General features: G+C 70.6%; 19 protein-coding genes and 1 pseudogene. 19 read left to right on the top strand and 1 reads right to left on the bottom strand.

Features of this window, described 5'->3' with window-relative positions; translation table 11 throughout:
- The 3 genes from EJG53_RS28530 to EJG53_RS28520 all read left to right on the top strand — a co-directional run bounded on the left by EJG53_RS28530 (window position 1) and on the right by EJG53_RS28520 (window position 1,068).
- Complete coding sequence (locus EJG53_RS28530; protein WP_125047277.1) at window positions 1–408, top strand: hypothetical protein; 408 nt, start codon at window positions 1–3, stop codon at window positions 406–408.
- A gap of 16 nt (window positions 409–424) precedes the next feature.
- On the top strand, window positions 425–742 hold the full coding sequence (locus tag EJG53_RS28525; protein WP_125047276.1) for a hypothetical protein: 318 nt from the start codon (window positions 425–427) through the stop codon (window positions 740–742).
- Between the two features lie 137 nt (window positions 743–879).
- Complete coding sequence (locus tag EJG53_RS28520) at window positions 880–1,068, top strand: hypothetical protein (protein ID WP_244955380.1); 189 nt, start codon at window positions 880–882, stop codon at window positions 1,066–1,068.
- A 105-nt stretch (window positions 1,069–1,173) separates the two neighbouring features.
- Here EJG53_RS28520 and EJG53_RS28515 read toward each other — a convergent pair whose 3' ends face one another.
- Window positions 1,174–1,416, bottom strand: a complete 243-nt coding sequence (locus EJG53_RS28515; RefSeq protein WP_125047274.1) for a hypothetical protein — start codon at window positions 1,414–1,416, stop codon at window positions 1,174–1,176.
- A gap of 52 nt (window positions 1,417–1,468) precedes the next feature.
- Between EJG53_RS28515 and EJG53_RS28510 the strand changes: the two genes are divergently transcribed.
- The 16 genes and pseudogenes from EJG53_RS28510 to EJG53_RS28435 all read left to right on the top strand — a co-directional run bounded on the left by EJG53_RS28510 (window position 1,469) and on the right by EJG53_RS28435 (window position 12,038).
- Window positions 1,469–1,828 carry a holin gene (locus EJG53_RS28510; protein WP_125047273.1) on the top strand — a complete coding sequence of 120 codons (360 nt, stop codon included), beginning with the start codon at window positions 1,469–1,471 and terminating at the stop codon, window positions 1,826–1,828.
- On the top strand, window positions 1,825–2,109 hold the full coding sequence (locus tag EJG53_RS28505; protein ID WP_125047272.1) for a hypothetical protein: 285 nt from the start codon (window positions 1,825–1,827) through the stop codon (window positions 2,107–2,109). Before EJG53_RS28510 ends, EJG53_RS28505 begins: the two co-directional genes overlap by 4 nt.
- On the top strand, window positions 2,106–2,387 hold the full coding sequence (locus tag EJG53_RS28500; RefSeq protein WP_125047271.1) for a hypothetical protein: 282 nt from the start codon (window positions 2,106–2,108) through the stop codon (window positions 2,385–2,387). The genes EJG53_RS28505 and EJG53_RS28500 overlap by 4 nt, the downstream gene beginning before the upstream one ends.
- A 237-nt stretch (window positions 2,388–2,624) precedes the next feature.
- Window positions 2,625–3,194 carry a hypothetical protein gene (locus EJG53_RS41760; RefSeq protein WP_218041933.1) on the top strand — a complete coding sequence of 190 codons (570 nt, stop codon included), beginning with the start codon at window positions 2,625–2,627 and terminating at the stop codon, window positions 3,192–3,194.
- Between the two features lie 34 nt (window positions 3,195–3,228).
- Window positions 3,229–4,758 (top strand): hypothetical protein, encoded by a 1,530-nt coding sequence (locus EJG53_RS28490; protein ID WP_244955379.1) that lies wholly within the window; start codon window positions 3,229–3,231, stop codon window positions 4,756–4,758.
- A pseudogene (locus EJG53_RS28485) lies at window positions 4,758–6,196 on the top strand (phage portal protein). Before EJG53_RS28490 ends, EJG53_RS28485 begins: the two are co-directional and overlap by 1 nt.
- A complete protein-coding gene (locus EJG53_RS28480) occupies window positions 6,196–7,233 on the top strand; it encodes a hypothetical protein (RefSeq protein WP_125047269.1) in 1,038 nt (345 codons plus the stop codon). Before EJG53_RS28485 ends, EJG53_RS28480 begins: the two are co-directional and overlap by 1 nt.
- A gap of 62 nt (window positions 7,234–7,295) precedes the next feature.
- A complete protein-coding gene (locus tag EJG53_RS28475; RefSeq protein WP_125047268.1) occupies window positions 7,296–7,985 on the top strand; it encodes a hypothetical protein in 690 nt (229 codons plus the stop codon).
- Window positions 7,982–8,170, top strand: a complete 189-nt coding sequence (locus tag EJG53_RS28470; protein ID WP_125047267.1) for a ribosomal-processing cysteine protease Prp — start codon at window positions 7,982–7,984, stop codon at window positions 8,168–8,170. Before EJG53_RS28475 ends, EJG53_RS28470 begins: the two co-directional genes overlap by 4 nt.
- Window positions 8,171–8,253: 83 nt before the next feature.
- Window positions 8,254–9,471, top strand: coding sequence for a major capsid protein (locus EJG53_RS28465; protein ID WP_244955378.1), 1,218 nt, complete (start codon window positions 8,254–8,256; stop codon window positions 9,469–9,471).
- Window positions 9,471–9,872: a hypothetical protein gene (locus tag EJG53_RS28460; protein WP_125047265.1), complete on the top strand. Its 402-nt coding sequence runs from the start codon at window positions 9,471–9,473 to the stop codon at window positions 9,870–9,872. Before EJG53_RS28465 ends, EJG53_RS28460 begins: the two co-directional genes overlap by 1 nt.
- Before the next feature lie 12 nt (window positions 9,873–9,884).
- Entirely contained in the window at window positions 9,885–10,508 is a 624-nt protein-coding gene (locus EJG53_RS28455; RefSeq protein ID WP_125047264.1) for a hypothetical protein, read from the top strand.
- On the top strand, window positions 10,505–10,912 hold the full coding sequence (locus EJG53_RS28450) for a DUF6093 family protein (RefSeq protein WP_125047263.1): 408 nt from the start codon (window positions 10,505–10,507) through the stop codon (window positions 10,910–10,912). Before EJG53_RS28455 ends, EJG53_RS28450 begins: the two co-directional genes overlap by 4 nt.
- Window positions 10,909–11,295 (top strand): hypothetical protein, encoded by a 387-nt coding sequence (locus EJG53_RS28445; protein ID WP_125047262.1) that lies wholly within the window; start codon window positions 10,909–10,911, stop codon window positions 11,293–11,295. Before EJG53_RS28450 ends, EJG53_RS28445 begins: the two co-directional genes overlap by 4 nt.
- Window positions 11,286–11,696, top strand: a complete 411-nt coding sequence (locus EJG53_RS28440) for a hypothetical protein (RefSeq protein WP_244955377.1) — start codon at window positions 11,286–11,288, stop codon at window positions 11,694–11,696. The genes EJG53_RS28445 and EJG53_RS28440 overlap by 10 nt, the downstream gene beginning before the upstream one ends.
- Before the next feature lie 12 nt (window positions 11,697–11,708).
- Window positions 11,709–12,038 carry a hypothetical protein gene (locus tag EJG53_RS28435; RefSeq protein ID WP_125047261.1) on the top strand — a complete coding sequence of 110 codons (330 nt, stop codon included), beginning with the start codon at window positions 11,709–11,711 and terminating at the stop codon, window positions 12,036–12,038.
- Window position 12,039: the final 1 nt, after the last annotated feature.

Raw genomic sequence — 12,039 nt, 5'->3', positions numbered from 1 at the left:
ATGGCAGCGCAGTACCCCCGAGAAGACGGCCGCACCTTGCCTGACTGGTCCGACCTCCCGCTGGACACGCGGGAGCACTTGGCCACCCAGACTCCCTACCGCCTCCAGACCATCATGTACGCCACCAACGTGGGCGAGGTGCCCGCGGACCACTTCGCCGCGGCCGTCGCCGACGCGGACCGAAAGCTGCGGCAGCTGCTGACCGACGAGCCCGCCGCCCGGCAGTACTTCGGCGACATGGCGTTCGCCGGAGTCGCCCACGAGACGGACCCGATGGTCGCCGCCGAGCGGGAGTACTACCTGTGTGACGCCCTGATCGAATACGGCAACCAGCACCACGGCTCGGTGTGGAACCTGCCCGTTCTGAACCGCGACCTCTACGGGCAGTTCAAGGAACAGTCACAGTGATCAAGGAGAACTGACCATGGGGTACGCGTCCTACGAGATCTACCGCAACGGCGAGAAGATACAGGCCGGATACGGTGTCGAGGCCCAGTGCGACCGACCCGGGTGCTCGGAGACGGTCGCGCGGGGGCTGGATGCCCTGTGCGGCATCGAACCCGGCGGTGACGAGTACGGCTGCGGCAAGTGGTTCTGCGACGAGCACCTGTTCATGGCCCCCGACGGCCCCGGCTACCGCTGCCCCGACTGCTACAGCAACACCGACGACCCGACGCTCCACTCACCGGACGCCATGACCGTCACCTTCCGGCCCGACGACCGCGACGCGAAGCTGCCGTAGCCGGCCGCTGTCAGTCCCAGCTCGTAGGCTCACCCTCACCACATTCGACGTGTGCCGCTCATGCTGGGAGCGCGACTCGAACGCCCCGCCGCCAGGCCAACCGGCCTACGGCGGGGCGATGCCGCATCATGGGCCCCATGCGCCCCGTGATCACCGACATATACGCCGCCGCCGCGCACAGCGGCATCAGACCCGGCACCCTCCGCCAACGCCTCCGCCGAGGCACGCTCACCCACCACGGCTACGACCGCCACGGACGCGCCCTCGTCGACCTCACCGAACTCACCGACGGACCGAGCAACCAGCAGCCCAGCGAAGCTGCTTGACCACCACCCCGACCTGCTGTAACACTGAGGCCGTGATCAGCGTGTCCACAAACCGCTGACACCCAGGCCCCAGCCGCACCACGGCGGGGCCTTCGTCGTACCCCCTCACGCCAAGCGGAAGACCAGCAGCACCACAGGGCGCGCATGAGCCGCCAACACCGCCGACTCCATCCGGTCCAGCCGCCACCCCTCGCCCTCCACCTGCTCGATCACGTCCGACAGGTCAGACGCCGCGCCGGCCCGTGCACTCTCCAGCTCCACCACCACCGAATGCACCCGGCCACCACTCGCCCGCCGCTCAGCAGCCTCCGCCGCCGCCCTCCCCGCCGCTCGCGCACCGTGCCGCATCACGCCCTCCTCCGTCTCGCTGAGGCGATCACCGTACGAGAGGAGGCAGCCCATGCCCAGACGTACAGCCTGGCGAGTGTGCTCCATCCCCGGCTGCCCCGAGTACACCAACCAGGGCGGCCGGTGCGACAGCCACCGGCAGGAAGCCGAGCAACGGCGCGGCAGCGCACGCCAACGCGGGTACGGGCGCGAGCACGAGACCAGGTTCCGGCCCGGCGTCCTCGCCCGCGACCCGGTGTGCGTGCTGTGCCGCGAGGCCCCAAGCGTGCACGCCGACCACCACCCGCTCTCCCGACGCGAGCTGGTTGACCGCGGCCTCGACCCCGCCGACCCCCGGCACGGGCGCGGACTGTGCGGCCCCTGCCACAGCAGCCAGACCGCACAGCACCAGCCCGGAGGATGGAACCGATGACCGCGGCCACCTACCGCAAGAAGCCCATAGAGATCACCGCGATGCAGTGGACCGAAGACGTCCCCCGTCGCCTCCGAGCAGGACGCTGCGGCATGAGGATCACAGTCGTCGCAGGCGAGCGGCAGGTCGCCATCCACATCAAGGGCAAGGGCGCCAAGGCACTGGCCCGAGCCGAGGCCGCCGCGGCCCGGCTGCTCACCGTCGGGCCCGAGCCCGAGGAGCGGCCGGCCTTCGGCTACGCCGTCACCTCCGACCACGAGGTGGCAGGAGAGGACACGTGAGCGTGGTGCTCGCCCTCTATCGCACCGATGACCTTCACGAGCATCGCGAGGCACTGTGCGAGTGGCTCAAGGCCAACGACGTCGACCCTCACACGGTGGCCCTGCGCTGGATCAGCGTCGAGGACGACGGCGGCCAGCGCAGCATCCGGTACCGCGCCTTCCGCACCACCTCCACCGGCAGCCGGCTCGTGGACCCCGACGATCCCGCCCAGGCGTGGACCGAGGAGCGCACCGCTCCGCTCCGAACCGACCTCCCCAAGATCGGTCACGGTCTGTGACAGACCCTGGGGGGTGACCCCATGATCATGATCCACGCCGGACCGCCGGGGAGGGCGCTTCCTCGGTGTACGGGTCTGGGAGGGCCGTGATCAGCGTCCGGCTGTGACGCAGCGTGACCCGAGCTGGCCGCGATGGCTGGCTCTGACGTGCCGCGATGGCACTTGGAGATGATCGCAATGGCTGGAATGGGGCCGGCGCCGAAGCCGAATGCCCGCCGCCGGAATGCCACGGTCGCGATGACCAAGCTGCCTGCCGGTGGACGCAAGGGAGCCCCGCCGAAGTGGCCCCTGCCGGACGACGTCGTGACGGTCGCGAAGCGCGACATGGCACAGCGCCAGGCCGACGAACTGGAACTTGCTCTGCTGGAGCCGGAACTCACAGGCCGGGCACGGTCGGCCGCCCAGCGAAAGCTGGACGCAGCCCAGACCGCGGCCACAGTGCTCGGCAAGCAGTTGGAGACGCAGGCCCGAACCGAGGGCGAGCTGTGGGCCGAGTTGTGGGCGACGCCGCAGGCAGTGGCCTGGGAGCGGCTGGGCTGGACGCGCGAGGTCGCGCAGTACGTCCGCTGGAAGGTCCGGGCCGAGATGGGCGATCTGGATGCCTCGAAGGAGGCCCGCCAGCTCGGTGACCGGTTGGGACTGACGCCGTTGGCGATGCTGCGGCTTCGCTGGGAGGTCGCGACGGACGAAGTGGGCGAGCAGCGACAGGAGCGGTCGGCGAGGCCGGCTCGTTCGGCTCGGGCGCGGCTGAAGGTCGTGGATCCGGAGGCTGCAGCCGGGGGCGACGGTGCCGTGGCGGGGAGCTAGCTACAGCGGCGAATTCCCTTCTCTCGGCTGGCTGGTGGGCGAGTGGATCGAGGAGCACTGTGTCATCCCGGACGGGGACCGGCTCGGCGAGCCGTACCTGCTCACGGACGAGATGTGGGCGTTCCTGGTCCACCACTACCGGCTGCGCCCGGACGCCGCTGAGGACCGGTGGCAGTCCGCATGGGCATACCGCCGGTCTCAGCTGGTGCGACCGCAGAAGTGGGGCAAGGGCCCGCTGACTGCGGCGATGATCTGCGCGGAGGCCGAGGGGCCGGTGCGGTTCGCCGGGTGGGACGCGGACGGGGAGCCCGTGGGCCGGCCGTGGGCGACGCCGTGGATCCAGGTCACTGCGACCAGCGAGGACCAGACGGACAACGTTTACCGCGCTCTGCGCCCGATGATCGATGAGGGACCGCTCGCCGACCTCATCCCGGACACGGGCGAGACCCGCATCAACCTGGCGGGCGGCGGCCTGATCGAGCCGGTCACGTCGTCGAAGAACGCGCGTCTTGGGCAGCGGATCACGTTCGCGGTGCAGGATGAGACGCATTGCTGGCTGGAGTCGAACGGCGGCTGGTCGATCGCTTCGACGCAGCGCCGGAATCTGTCCGGCACGGGCGGCCGGCCGGTGGAGACGACAAACGCGTGGGATCCGTCGGAGCAGTCGGTGGCGCAGCGGACCGCGGAGGCCCGGTCGAAGGATCTGTACCGGGATCACCGGGTGCCGCCGCCGTGCTCGCTGGACAACAAGGCGGAGCGGCGGCGGGCCCTTCGGATCGCGTACGGGGATTCGGCGAAGCGGCCGGACGGCTGGGTGGACATCGACCGGATCGACGGTGAGATGCGCGAGATCGCCGATGCCGGGGATCCGGCACAGGCGGAGCGCTTCTACCTGAACCGCATCGTCGCTGGCACCGGGGCGTGGATCGACCGGGACCGGTGGGACGCACGCAAGGCCCCGCAGGAGGAACCGCCGGCGCGGACACCGGTCGTGCTGGGCTTCGACGGGTCGGACGTGGACGACTGGACGGGGCTTCGGGCCGAGACGATGGACGGCTACCAGTGGACGCCGACATACGGACCTGATCGCCGTCCGACGGTGTGGGACCCGGCGGAGTGGGACGGCCAGGTGCCGCGGCTGGAGGTCGACGCGGCGGTCGATGAGCTGATGAAGCGGTATGACGTAGTGCGCATGTACTGCGACCCGCCGTACTGGGAGACCGAGGTGGACACCTGGGCAGACCGGTATGGGGAGAAGCGGGTGATCCGCTGGTACACGCTGCGGGTGTCGCAGATGCACGCGGCGTGCGAGCGCTTGGTCACGGACGTCACCAAGAGGGATGCCACTTTCCGGCACGACGGTTGCCCGACGACCGGCGCTCACGTGGCGAACGCGCGGAAGGCAGCACGGCCTGGCGGGCGGTACGTGCTCCGCAAGGCGAGCGTGCCCCAGAAGATCGACCTCGGGGTGGTCAGCGTGCTGGCCCATGAGGCCGCGGGCGACGCCATCAAGGCGGGACTGGGCAAGCCCCGCAAGAAGTCCAAGATGCTGATCATGCGCTGATGAGAGGGGTGAGCGGCATGGAGCGCTCTGAGCTGCAGTGGCTCACCCACCTGATCCGGTGTCACGACCGGGAACTGCCGGAGCTCAAGGAGCTGAACAGCTACTACGAGGGCAAGCAGCCCCTGTCGTACATGGCGCCGGAGCTGGAGCATGAGCTGGACGACCGGGTGCGCCAGGTCGTCATCAACTGGCCGCGGCTGGTCGTCGACAGTATCGAGGAGCGCCTCGACGTCGAGGGCTTCCGGTTTCCTGGGCAGCCGGCGGCGGATGAGGACTTGTGGCGGATCTGGCAGGCCAACGACATGGACAGCCAGAGCCAGCAGGGCCACCTGGACTCGCTGATCATGCGGCGCGCGTACGTGGTGATCGGTTCGCGTGACGGGGACGACGCCACGCCGCTGATCACGGTGGAGTCGGCGCTGGACATGTACGCCGAGCACGATCCGCAGACGCGGCAGGTGCGGGCGGCGGTCAAGCGCTGGGAGGAAGAGGGCGAGGACGGCAAGGTATGGCACGCCGCCCTGTACCTGCCGGACGCGACCAGCTGGTGGGTGAAGGAGCGCGGCGAGTGGGTCGAGGACCCGGAGCACGAGCGGGACGACCACGGCATCGGTGAAGTCATGGTGGAGGTGCTGGCCAACCGGCCGCGCCTGAAGAGCCCCAACGGCACCTCCGAGCTCGCGGACGTGATCCCGCTGTCGGATGCCGCCTGCAAGATCGCCACCGACATGATGGTGTCCGCCGAGTATCACGCCACCCCCGCCGGGTCGCCTTCGGCTTCGGCGAGGAGGACTTCCAGGACGAGGCCGGGCGCAAGATCAGTGCGTTCAGCCGGATCATCGGCCGGATGTGGGCCACCGAGAAGGACCGGAAGAACGACGGGGCCGACGTCATCCAGTTTCCCGAGGCGTCGCTCACCAATTTCCACGACACCCTGAAGCAGCTGGCGGTGCTGGTGGCCAGCATCTCCGGGATGCCCCCGCACTTCTTGGGACAGGCCACCGACAACCCGGCTTCCGCGGACGGCATCCGGTCAGTAGAGGCAAGGACGGTAAAACGAGCCGAGCGCAAGCAGCGCGCCAGTGGGACGACTTGGGAGCGCGTGATGCGCAAGGTGCTGCGCATCCGCGACGGTGTGTGGAACGACGCCGCGCGGTCGATGGAGACCTTGTGGCGGGACGCGGCGACCCCGACCGTCGCTCAGCGCGCGGATGCCGCGGTGAAGCTGTTCACGGCCAAGGTCGTGCCGCTGCGCCAGACCCGCGAGGACATCGGCTACACCCAGGCACAGATCGAGCGCATGGAGGAGCAGGACCGCGAAGCTGCCGACGACGCTCTTCAGCGGGTGATGGCCGGTGATCTCGCGGCGTTGGAGGCCGGCCCGAAGCCGCCACCGGTCGACGAGACCGAGCCCGAACCTGAACCGGCGGCCGCCTGATGGCCGCGCAAGATGTCCGGTCCCTCAGTGCGGAGGACCTGGCGCAGGCGTACTACGTCGCGCAGGCCCGGCACGCCCGCCGCACCGCGGACCGAGTGCAGGAGCTATGGGGCGAGTTGGACCGGCGTGACCTGACCGGGTCGTGGCAGTCGCTGGTCGGCCCCGCGGTGGTGCGGGCAGTGGCCGAAGGGCAGGTCGCTGCAGCGGCGGGTGCGGACGCGTACGTGGACGCGGTCGCCACGGCCGACGGCGAGCGCTCCCAGCGGGTGGGACGCACCTGGGCTCCGGCGTTCGCCGGGCAGGCTGCGGACGGCCGGTCGCTGGAGTCGCTGCTGTACCTGCCGGTCATCAGCAGCAAGCAGGCCATCGCCGCAGGGGCCCGGGACGTCGAGGCGATGCTCGTCGGCCTGAAGCAGCTGCTGCGCATGGCCGCGGGCGAGGTGGCCGACGCCGGCCGCAGCGCCACCGGCGCCTCGATGGTCGGGCAGCGGCTGATCAACGGCTACGTGCGTGTGCTGAATCCGCCTTCGTGCGCGCGCTGCATCATCCTGGCCGGCAAGGAGTACGGCTGGAACAGAGGCTTTCAGAGGCATCCGAGGTGCGACTGCGTGCACCTGCCGACGAAGCTGGTGGCCCGCGGTCGGCACCACCCCGGCGCCTTCGACTCGCACGCGTACTTCAATTCGCTGTCCCGGTCCGAACAGAATCGGATCTTCACTGCGGCGGGTGCGACGGCGATCCGGGACGGCGCGAGCATCAGCAGCGTCGTCAATGCGCGCCGCGGCATGACCACGGTCGCTGACCAGGCCGGACGCCGCATCCGCGCCACGACGGAGGGCACCACCCGGCGCTCGTTGTACTACCAAATGGAGCGGGCCCGCGCGTTTCGTGCCGGTACCGCCAACCCACGCTACCCGCGGCACTTCCGCTTGCAGGGGCCGCGGCTGCTGCCGGAACAGATCTACCGGGTCGCCAGATCGCGCGACGAGGCGATCGAGCTGCTGCGGCGCTACGGCTACATGGGCTGGAGCGTCTGACCGCAGACCCTGACCTGGCTGTGCGCGACGCGCAGCCATGATCCCGCGATGGGAGACGAAGAATGCGATACACCCGTCACGTCTGGCTGAACGCCGCCCCCGGCGTGTCCTGGTTCCGACTGGACCGGCATGACGATCCGGAGCCGGAGGAGCCATCCCCGGACGATCCGGTCGCCCCCGAGGCTGAGGACGAGCCGGGGAGCGATGACGATCGGGAGCCTGAGGGCGCCGACCAACTCGGCGACGCTGGGAAGAAGGCACTCGACAAGCTCCGTGCCGAGCTCAAGGCCGAGAGGACCCGGCACAAAAGGGAGTCAGCCGCCGCCCAGAAGCGGATCCAGGAGTTCGAAGACCGCGACAAGTCCGAGCTGGACAAAGCCACATCGAAGGCGGAGCAGGCCATGGAGCGCGCCGAGCGCGCTACGACACGGGCGGTGCTCGCGGAGGTGAAGGCCGCGGCATCCGACTTCGCCGACCCGGAGGACGCCGCGGTGTATCTGGACCCGTCCGCGTACACCGACGACGATGGCGATATCGACACCGCCGCCATCGCCGCGGACCTCGAAGCGCTGCTGGAACGCAAGCCGCACCTGCGACGCCCGGCCGCCGAGCCTGAGAAGAAGACGCCGAAACCCGACCCGGCTCAGGGCTCGCGCCAGGCCGCGCCGGCCACCGACTTCCGAACCGCCGACCGGGCCGAGCTCGAAGCCGAACTGGCCAAGAGCGTGCCGGGCTTCCGTCTGCGCACGTGATCCGTGTCCGCGCCCGCCTGGGCGACGGCCGCACTGTGATCGAGGTGGACGGTCACGAGGAGCACGCGGAGAACGGCCGGGTCTGCGCCGCCGTGTCGGCCATCACCCACACCGCGCTGCTGGGCCTGGAGGAGATCGCCCGGCAGCACCCGGACCTCGTGTCCGTCGACATCACACAGGAGTGACCATGACCCTGACCGCTGTGCGGCCGTGGTTCCGGCTGGACCGGCACGACGTCCGCGGCACGATCCCGGCCGCCATCCGCGCCATGATGCAGAACGGCCTGCTGGACCGTGTGTTCCAAGAGGCCCTGCGGCCCGAGTTCATCTTTCCGGCCATCGCCGATTCCGAGCCGTGGCAGGGCGGACTCGGCGACACGAAGATCATGACGCGCAAGGGGCTGCTGACCCCGTCCACCACCCCGATCACCGGCTCCGATACGTCCCCGGCGACGTACGGCATCGAGCAGTGGTCGGTCACGATGGACCAGTACGGCCTTGCCGTCGACACCAACATGCTCACGTCGAAGATGGCGCTCGCGTCGAAATTCTTGGCCGACGTGCAGACGCTGGGCATCAACGCCGGGCAGTCGCTCAACCAGATCGCCCGCAACAAGCTCTACGCGGCCTACTCGGGCGGCCGCACCTGGGTCACCACCGCCGGGGCCTCCGACACCTCCATGGTGGTCAACTCAGTAGCAGGGTTCACGCACGTCATGGTCAACGGCGTGCTCACCGCCGTATCGGCCGCCGCTCCGCTGGCGGTCACGATCGAAGGCACGCCCAACACCGTGACCGGCGTGAACACAGCGACGAACACGCTGACGCTCGGTACCGCGCGGGCCGACACCGCGGGCGACTACATCGTGGCGGCGAACGCGCCGACCACGATCCGCCCGACCGGCGATACGGCCTACGACCTGGGGGCCAACAACACCGCAACGTTCGCGATGTTCCGGGCCGCCGTGACGCGCCTGCGGAAGATGAATGTGCCCACGGTCAACGGGTACTACATCGCGCACATCGACCCGGACACCGAGGCCCAGCTCTTCAGTGATCCGGACTTCAAGCAGGCGCTGCAGGGCCGCGTCGACAGCCCCGTCTACACCGACCTGTCGATCGGGCGGTTCGGCGGGCTCGACTGGGTCCGCAACAACGAGTGCCCGACTGTTCTGGGCGGCTCCGGCGGCACGGTCCCGGTGCACAGGCCGATCGTTCTCGGCGCTGGCGCGCTGATCTCTGCGCCGTTCGACGGAATGGCCGACCTGCTCGGCGAGAGCGGCGTGGGAGACGTGCCGGACATCGCCATGGTCGACGTCGCACCAACCGTGCAGGTGGCCCGGATCGTGCGTCCGCCGCAGGACCGCCTGCAGCAGATCATCTCCACGTCGTGGAGCTGGGTGGGCGACTTCGGTATCCCGTCCGACGCGCTCGCGAACTCGGACCCGGCCCTGTACAAGCGGGCCGTCGTGCTGGAGCACGCCTGATGCGCGTGCGTGCGCGTACGGCGCTGCGGCCGTACTACAACTACCGGCTGATCGACATCGCCCAGGGCGAGGAAGTCGCAGGTGGCCTGGCGGTGCACCTGCTGGAAACCGGCTCGGACGTCGAGCCGGCCGACGACGCCGCACAGGACTGGGCGCCGCCGGCCGAGGCCATCGCACCGGGCGCTTCGGCCGCGACGGAGGACGACGACGGCAAGAGCAGCGGCGCCGCGCCGGACGCGGAGCTCGACATCGACGGCACGGCGGACGCGGTGCTGGCGTGGGTCGGTGACGACCCGGAGCGCGCCGGGGACGCCATCGAGCTGGAGACGGCGAAGGACAAGCCCCGGCAGACGCTCCTGAAGAAGCTCGGCAAGATCGCCGAATCCGGCTCCGACGAGTGAGAGGGGGCCGTCATGGCGTTGCCGCCGCTGGCCACGACGGCCGACCTCGCTGCCGCTGGCGCGACCGCCACCGGTCCGGCCGCTGAGCTGGCGCTGCGGCGGGCTTCGGCTCGGGTGCGCAAGTACACCCGGCAGACCCTCACCCTGGTGGAGGGCGACACTGTCATCCTGCCGGGCGGCGGCCGCGTGCTGGCGCTGCCGCAGCGGCCCGTGATCGTTGACGCGCAGCATCCGCTGACCGTCACCGAGCTGTCCGGCATGACGGGCATCGAGCTGGCGTGCGTCGAAGGCCGCGACTACACGCGGCTCGGCGCCGAGCTGACACGGGGCGAGCCCTGGTACCAGCCGACCCGCCTGGTGGGCTGGCCCTACAACCGCCCCTCCGGCGTGTGGGCGCCACAGGTGCGGGTGACCTACTCCCACGGGTACAGCGAGGTCCCGGACGACATTGTGGACATCGTGCTGGCTCTGGCGGTGATGAACCTGTCGAACCCGGAGAACCTGCGGGAGCAGACGATCGACGACTACCGCCGGGTATGGGCCTCGGAGACGATCGGTGGCGCCACGCTCAGCGACTCGCAGAAGGCGGACCTACGCCCTTACCGGCGCGCGGCCTTCACGGTGGCCCCGTCGTGAGCGCCTTGGAGGCTCTGCTGGCGTCGGGCCGAGCGGCGGCCGCAGAACTGATGCGCGAGACGGTGGCGCTCTACCGGCCCGGTGCCGACGGCTTCGACTGGTCGACGGGTGCTACTACGCCGACCCCGTCGACCGCCCTCTACAGCGGCCCGGCTCGGGTCAAGCCGGAGAAGGCCGAGGGCCGCGAAGTCGATGCGGGCGAGCAGCTCGTGGCGCTGCGCCGGTTCACTGTGTCGCTGCCGTGGGCGACCCCGGTGCCGTCCGTGCGGCCCCGGCCGGGGGACGTGGTCGATGTCCTGGCGTCGCCGGATGCGCGGATGGTGGGCCTGCGGCTGTGGGTGACCGGCGCGGAGTACAGCAGTACGGCCACGGCGTGGCGGATCAGTGCGGAGGACAGGTCATGACGGCAGATGTACGGGAGCTGCAGCGTACGGCGGTGGCGCTGCGGTCGGCGCCGGCGCGGGCGGAGCAGCAGATGACGAGCATCGTCACCCGCGGCGCCCTGAACATCAAGAACGCCTGGCGGGCGAACGCGGCGTCGTCGGCCGGGCGGCACGCGCGGCACTACCCGCGCAGCATCTCCTACGACGTGCTGCCCATCCCGGGCGGCGCGAGCGCGGAGATCGGCCCGGACAAGGCCCGCAAGCAGGGCGCGCTGGGCAACCTGCTCGAATTCGGGTCCGTGCACAACCGGCCGCACAACGACGGCGGCCGGGCCCTGGCCGCCGAGGCGGTGCCGTTCACCGCGCACGTGGTGGCCCTCACGCTCCGGGCGCCGTGGCAGTGACCACGGCCCCGGACATCGGCCCGCACATCGAGGCGGTGCGGGCGGCGCTGGCGGGCGCAGGACTGGCGGTGGGGCTGGGCGGAGCCCCATCGCCGGTCCCCGCCGGCGGCCGGTACGCGGTCCTGTACCCGGACCCCGGCACGGTCGGGCGCGAGTCGCTGGCCGACCGCCGCACCGACCTCGCCATCCTCTTCCAGGTCACGTGCGTGGGGCCGACCGCCGTCCAGTGCCTGTGGGTGGCGCAGCAGGTCCGCCGCGCCCTGCACCCGCCGCTCGCGGTGCCGGGCCGCAGCACTTGGCGGCCGGAGGAGCTGGGCGGCCCGCCGGTCGCCCGCGACGACGACGTGTCCCCGCCCCTGTACTTCCTGCCGGTGCAGTACCGGCTCCAGTCCACCGCCTGAAGGAGAATCCTCATGGCCACGCTGACCCCGCAGGCCGTATCCCTGGCCGGCACCTCCCCCACCTACGCCACCGCGACGTCCGGGGGCGACAAGGTCGCCCCCGGCGACCGGACGGTCCTGCACGTGAAGAACGGCGGGGCCAGCAGCGTCACGGTGACACTGACCGCGACCGCGTCCGTACGCGGCCAGGCCGTCGGCAACGTGACCGTGGCCGTGCCCGCGTCCGGGGAGCGGCTGATCGGCCCGCTCGCCAGCGACCTCCTCGCCAGCCCGGTCGACGGCCTGGTGGCCATCGGCTACTCGTCCGCGACGTCGGTGACGCTCGCCGCCCTGCGCATCTGAC

Source organism: Streptomyces chrestomyceticus JCM 4735 (genome assembly GCF_003865135.1).
GTDB classification, from domain to species: Bacteria; Actinomycetota; Actinomycetes; order Streptomycetales; family Streptomycetaceae; genus Streptomyces; species Streptomyces chrestomyceticus.
This window is presented reverse-complemented; position numbering and strand designations above follow the sequence as displayed.

Coding starts and splice junctions, on each gene's coding strand:
- EJG53_RS28530 (WP_125047277.1), top strand. CDS start 1: ATGGCAGCGCAGTACCCCCGAGAAGACGGCCGCACCTTGCCTGACTGG.
- EJG53_RS28525 (WP_125047276.1), top strand. CDS start 425: ATGGGGTACGCGTCCTACGAGATCTACCGCAACGGCGAGAAGATACAG.
- EJG53_RS28520 (WP_244955380.1), top strand. CDS start 880: ATGCGCCCCGTGATCACCGACATATACGCCGCCGCCGCGCACAGCGGC.
- EJG53_RS28515 (WP_125047274.1), bottom strand. CDS start 1,416: ATGCGGCACGGTGCGCGAGCGGCGGGGAGGGCGGCGGCGGAGGCTGCT.
- EJG53_RS28510 (WP_125047273.1), top strand. CDS start 1,469: ATGCCCAGACGTACAGCCTGGCGAGTGTGCTCCATCCCCGGCTGCCCC.
- EJG53_RS28505 (WP_125047272.1), top strand. CDS start 1,825: ATGACCGCGGCCACCTACCGCAAGAAGCCCATAGAGATCACCGCGATG.
- EJG53_RS41760 (WP_218041933.1), top strand. CDS start 2,625: ATGACCAAGCTGCCTGCCGGTGGACGCAAGGGAGCCCCGCCGAAGTGG.
- EJG53_RS28480 (WP_125047269.1), top strand. CDS start 6,196: ATGGCCGCGCAAGATGTCCGGTCCCTCAGTGCGGAGGACCTGGCGCAG.
- EJG53_RS28475 (WP_125047268.1), top strand. CDS start 7,296: ATGCGATACACCCGTCACGTCTGGCTGAACGCCGCCCCCGGCGTGTCC.
- EJG53_RS28465 (WP_244955378.1), top strand. CDS start 8,254: ATGATGCAGAACGGCCTGCTGGACCGTGTGTTCCAAGAGGCCCTGCGG.
- EJG53_RS28460 (WP_125047265.1), top strand. CDS start 9,471: ATGCGCGTGCGTGCGCGTACGGCGCTGCGGCCGTACTACAACTACCGG.
- EJG53_RS28455 (WP_125047264.1), top strand. CDS start 9,885: ATGGCGTTGCCGCCGCTGGCCACGACGGCCGACCTCGCTGCCGCTGGC.
- EJG53_RS28445 (WP_125047262.1), top strand. CDS start 10,909: ATGACGGCAGATGTACGGGAGCTGCAGCGTACGGCGGTGGCGCTGCGG.
- EJG53_RS28435 (WP_125047261.1), top strand. CDS start 11,709: ATGGCCACGCTGACCCCGCAGGCCGTATCCCTGGCCGGCACCTCCCCC.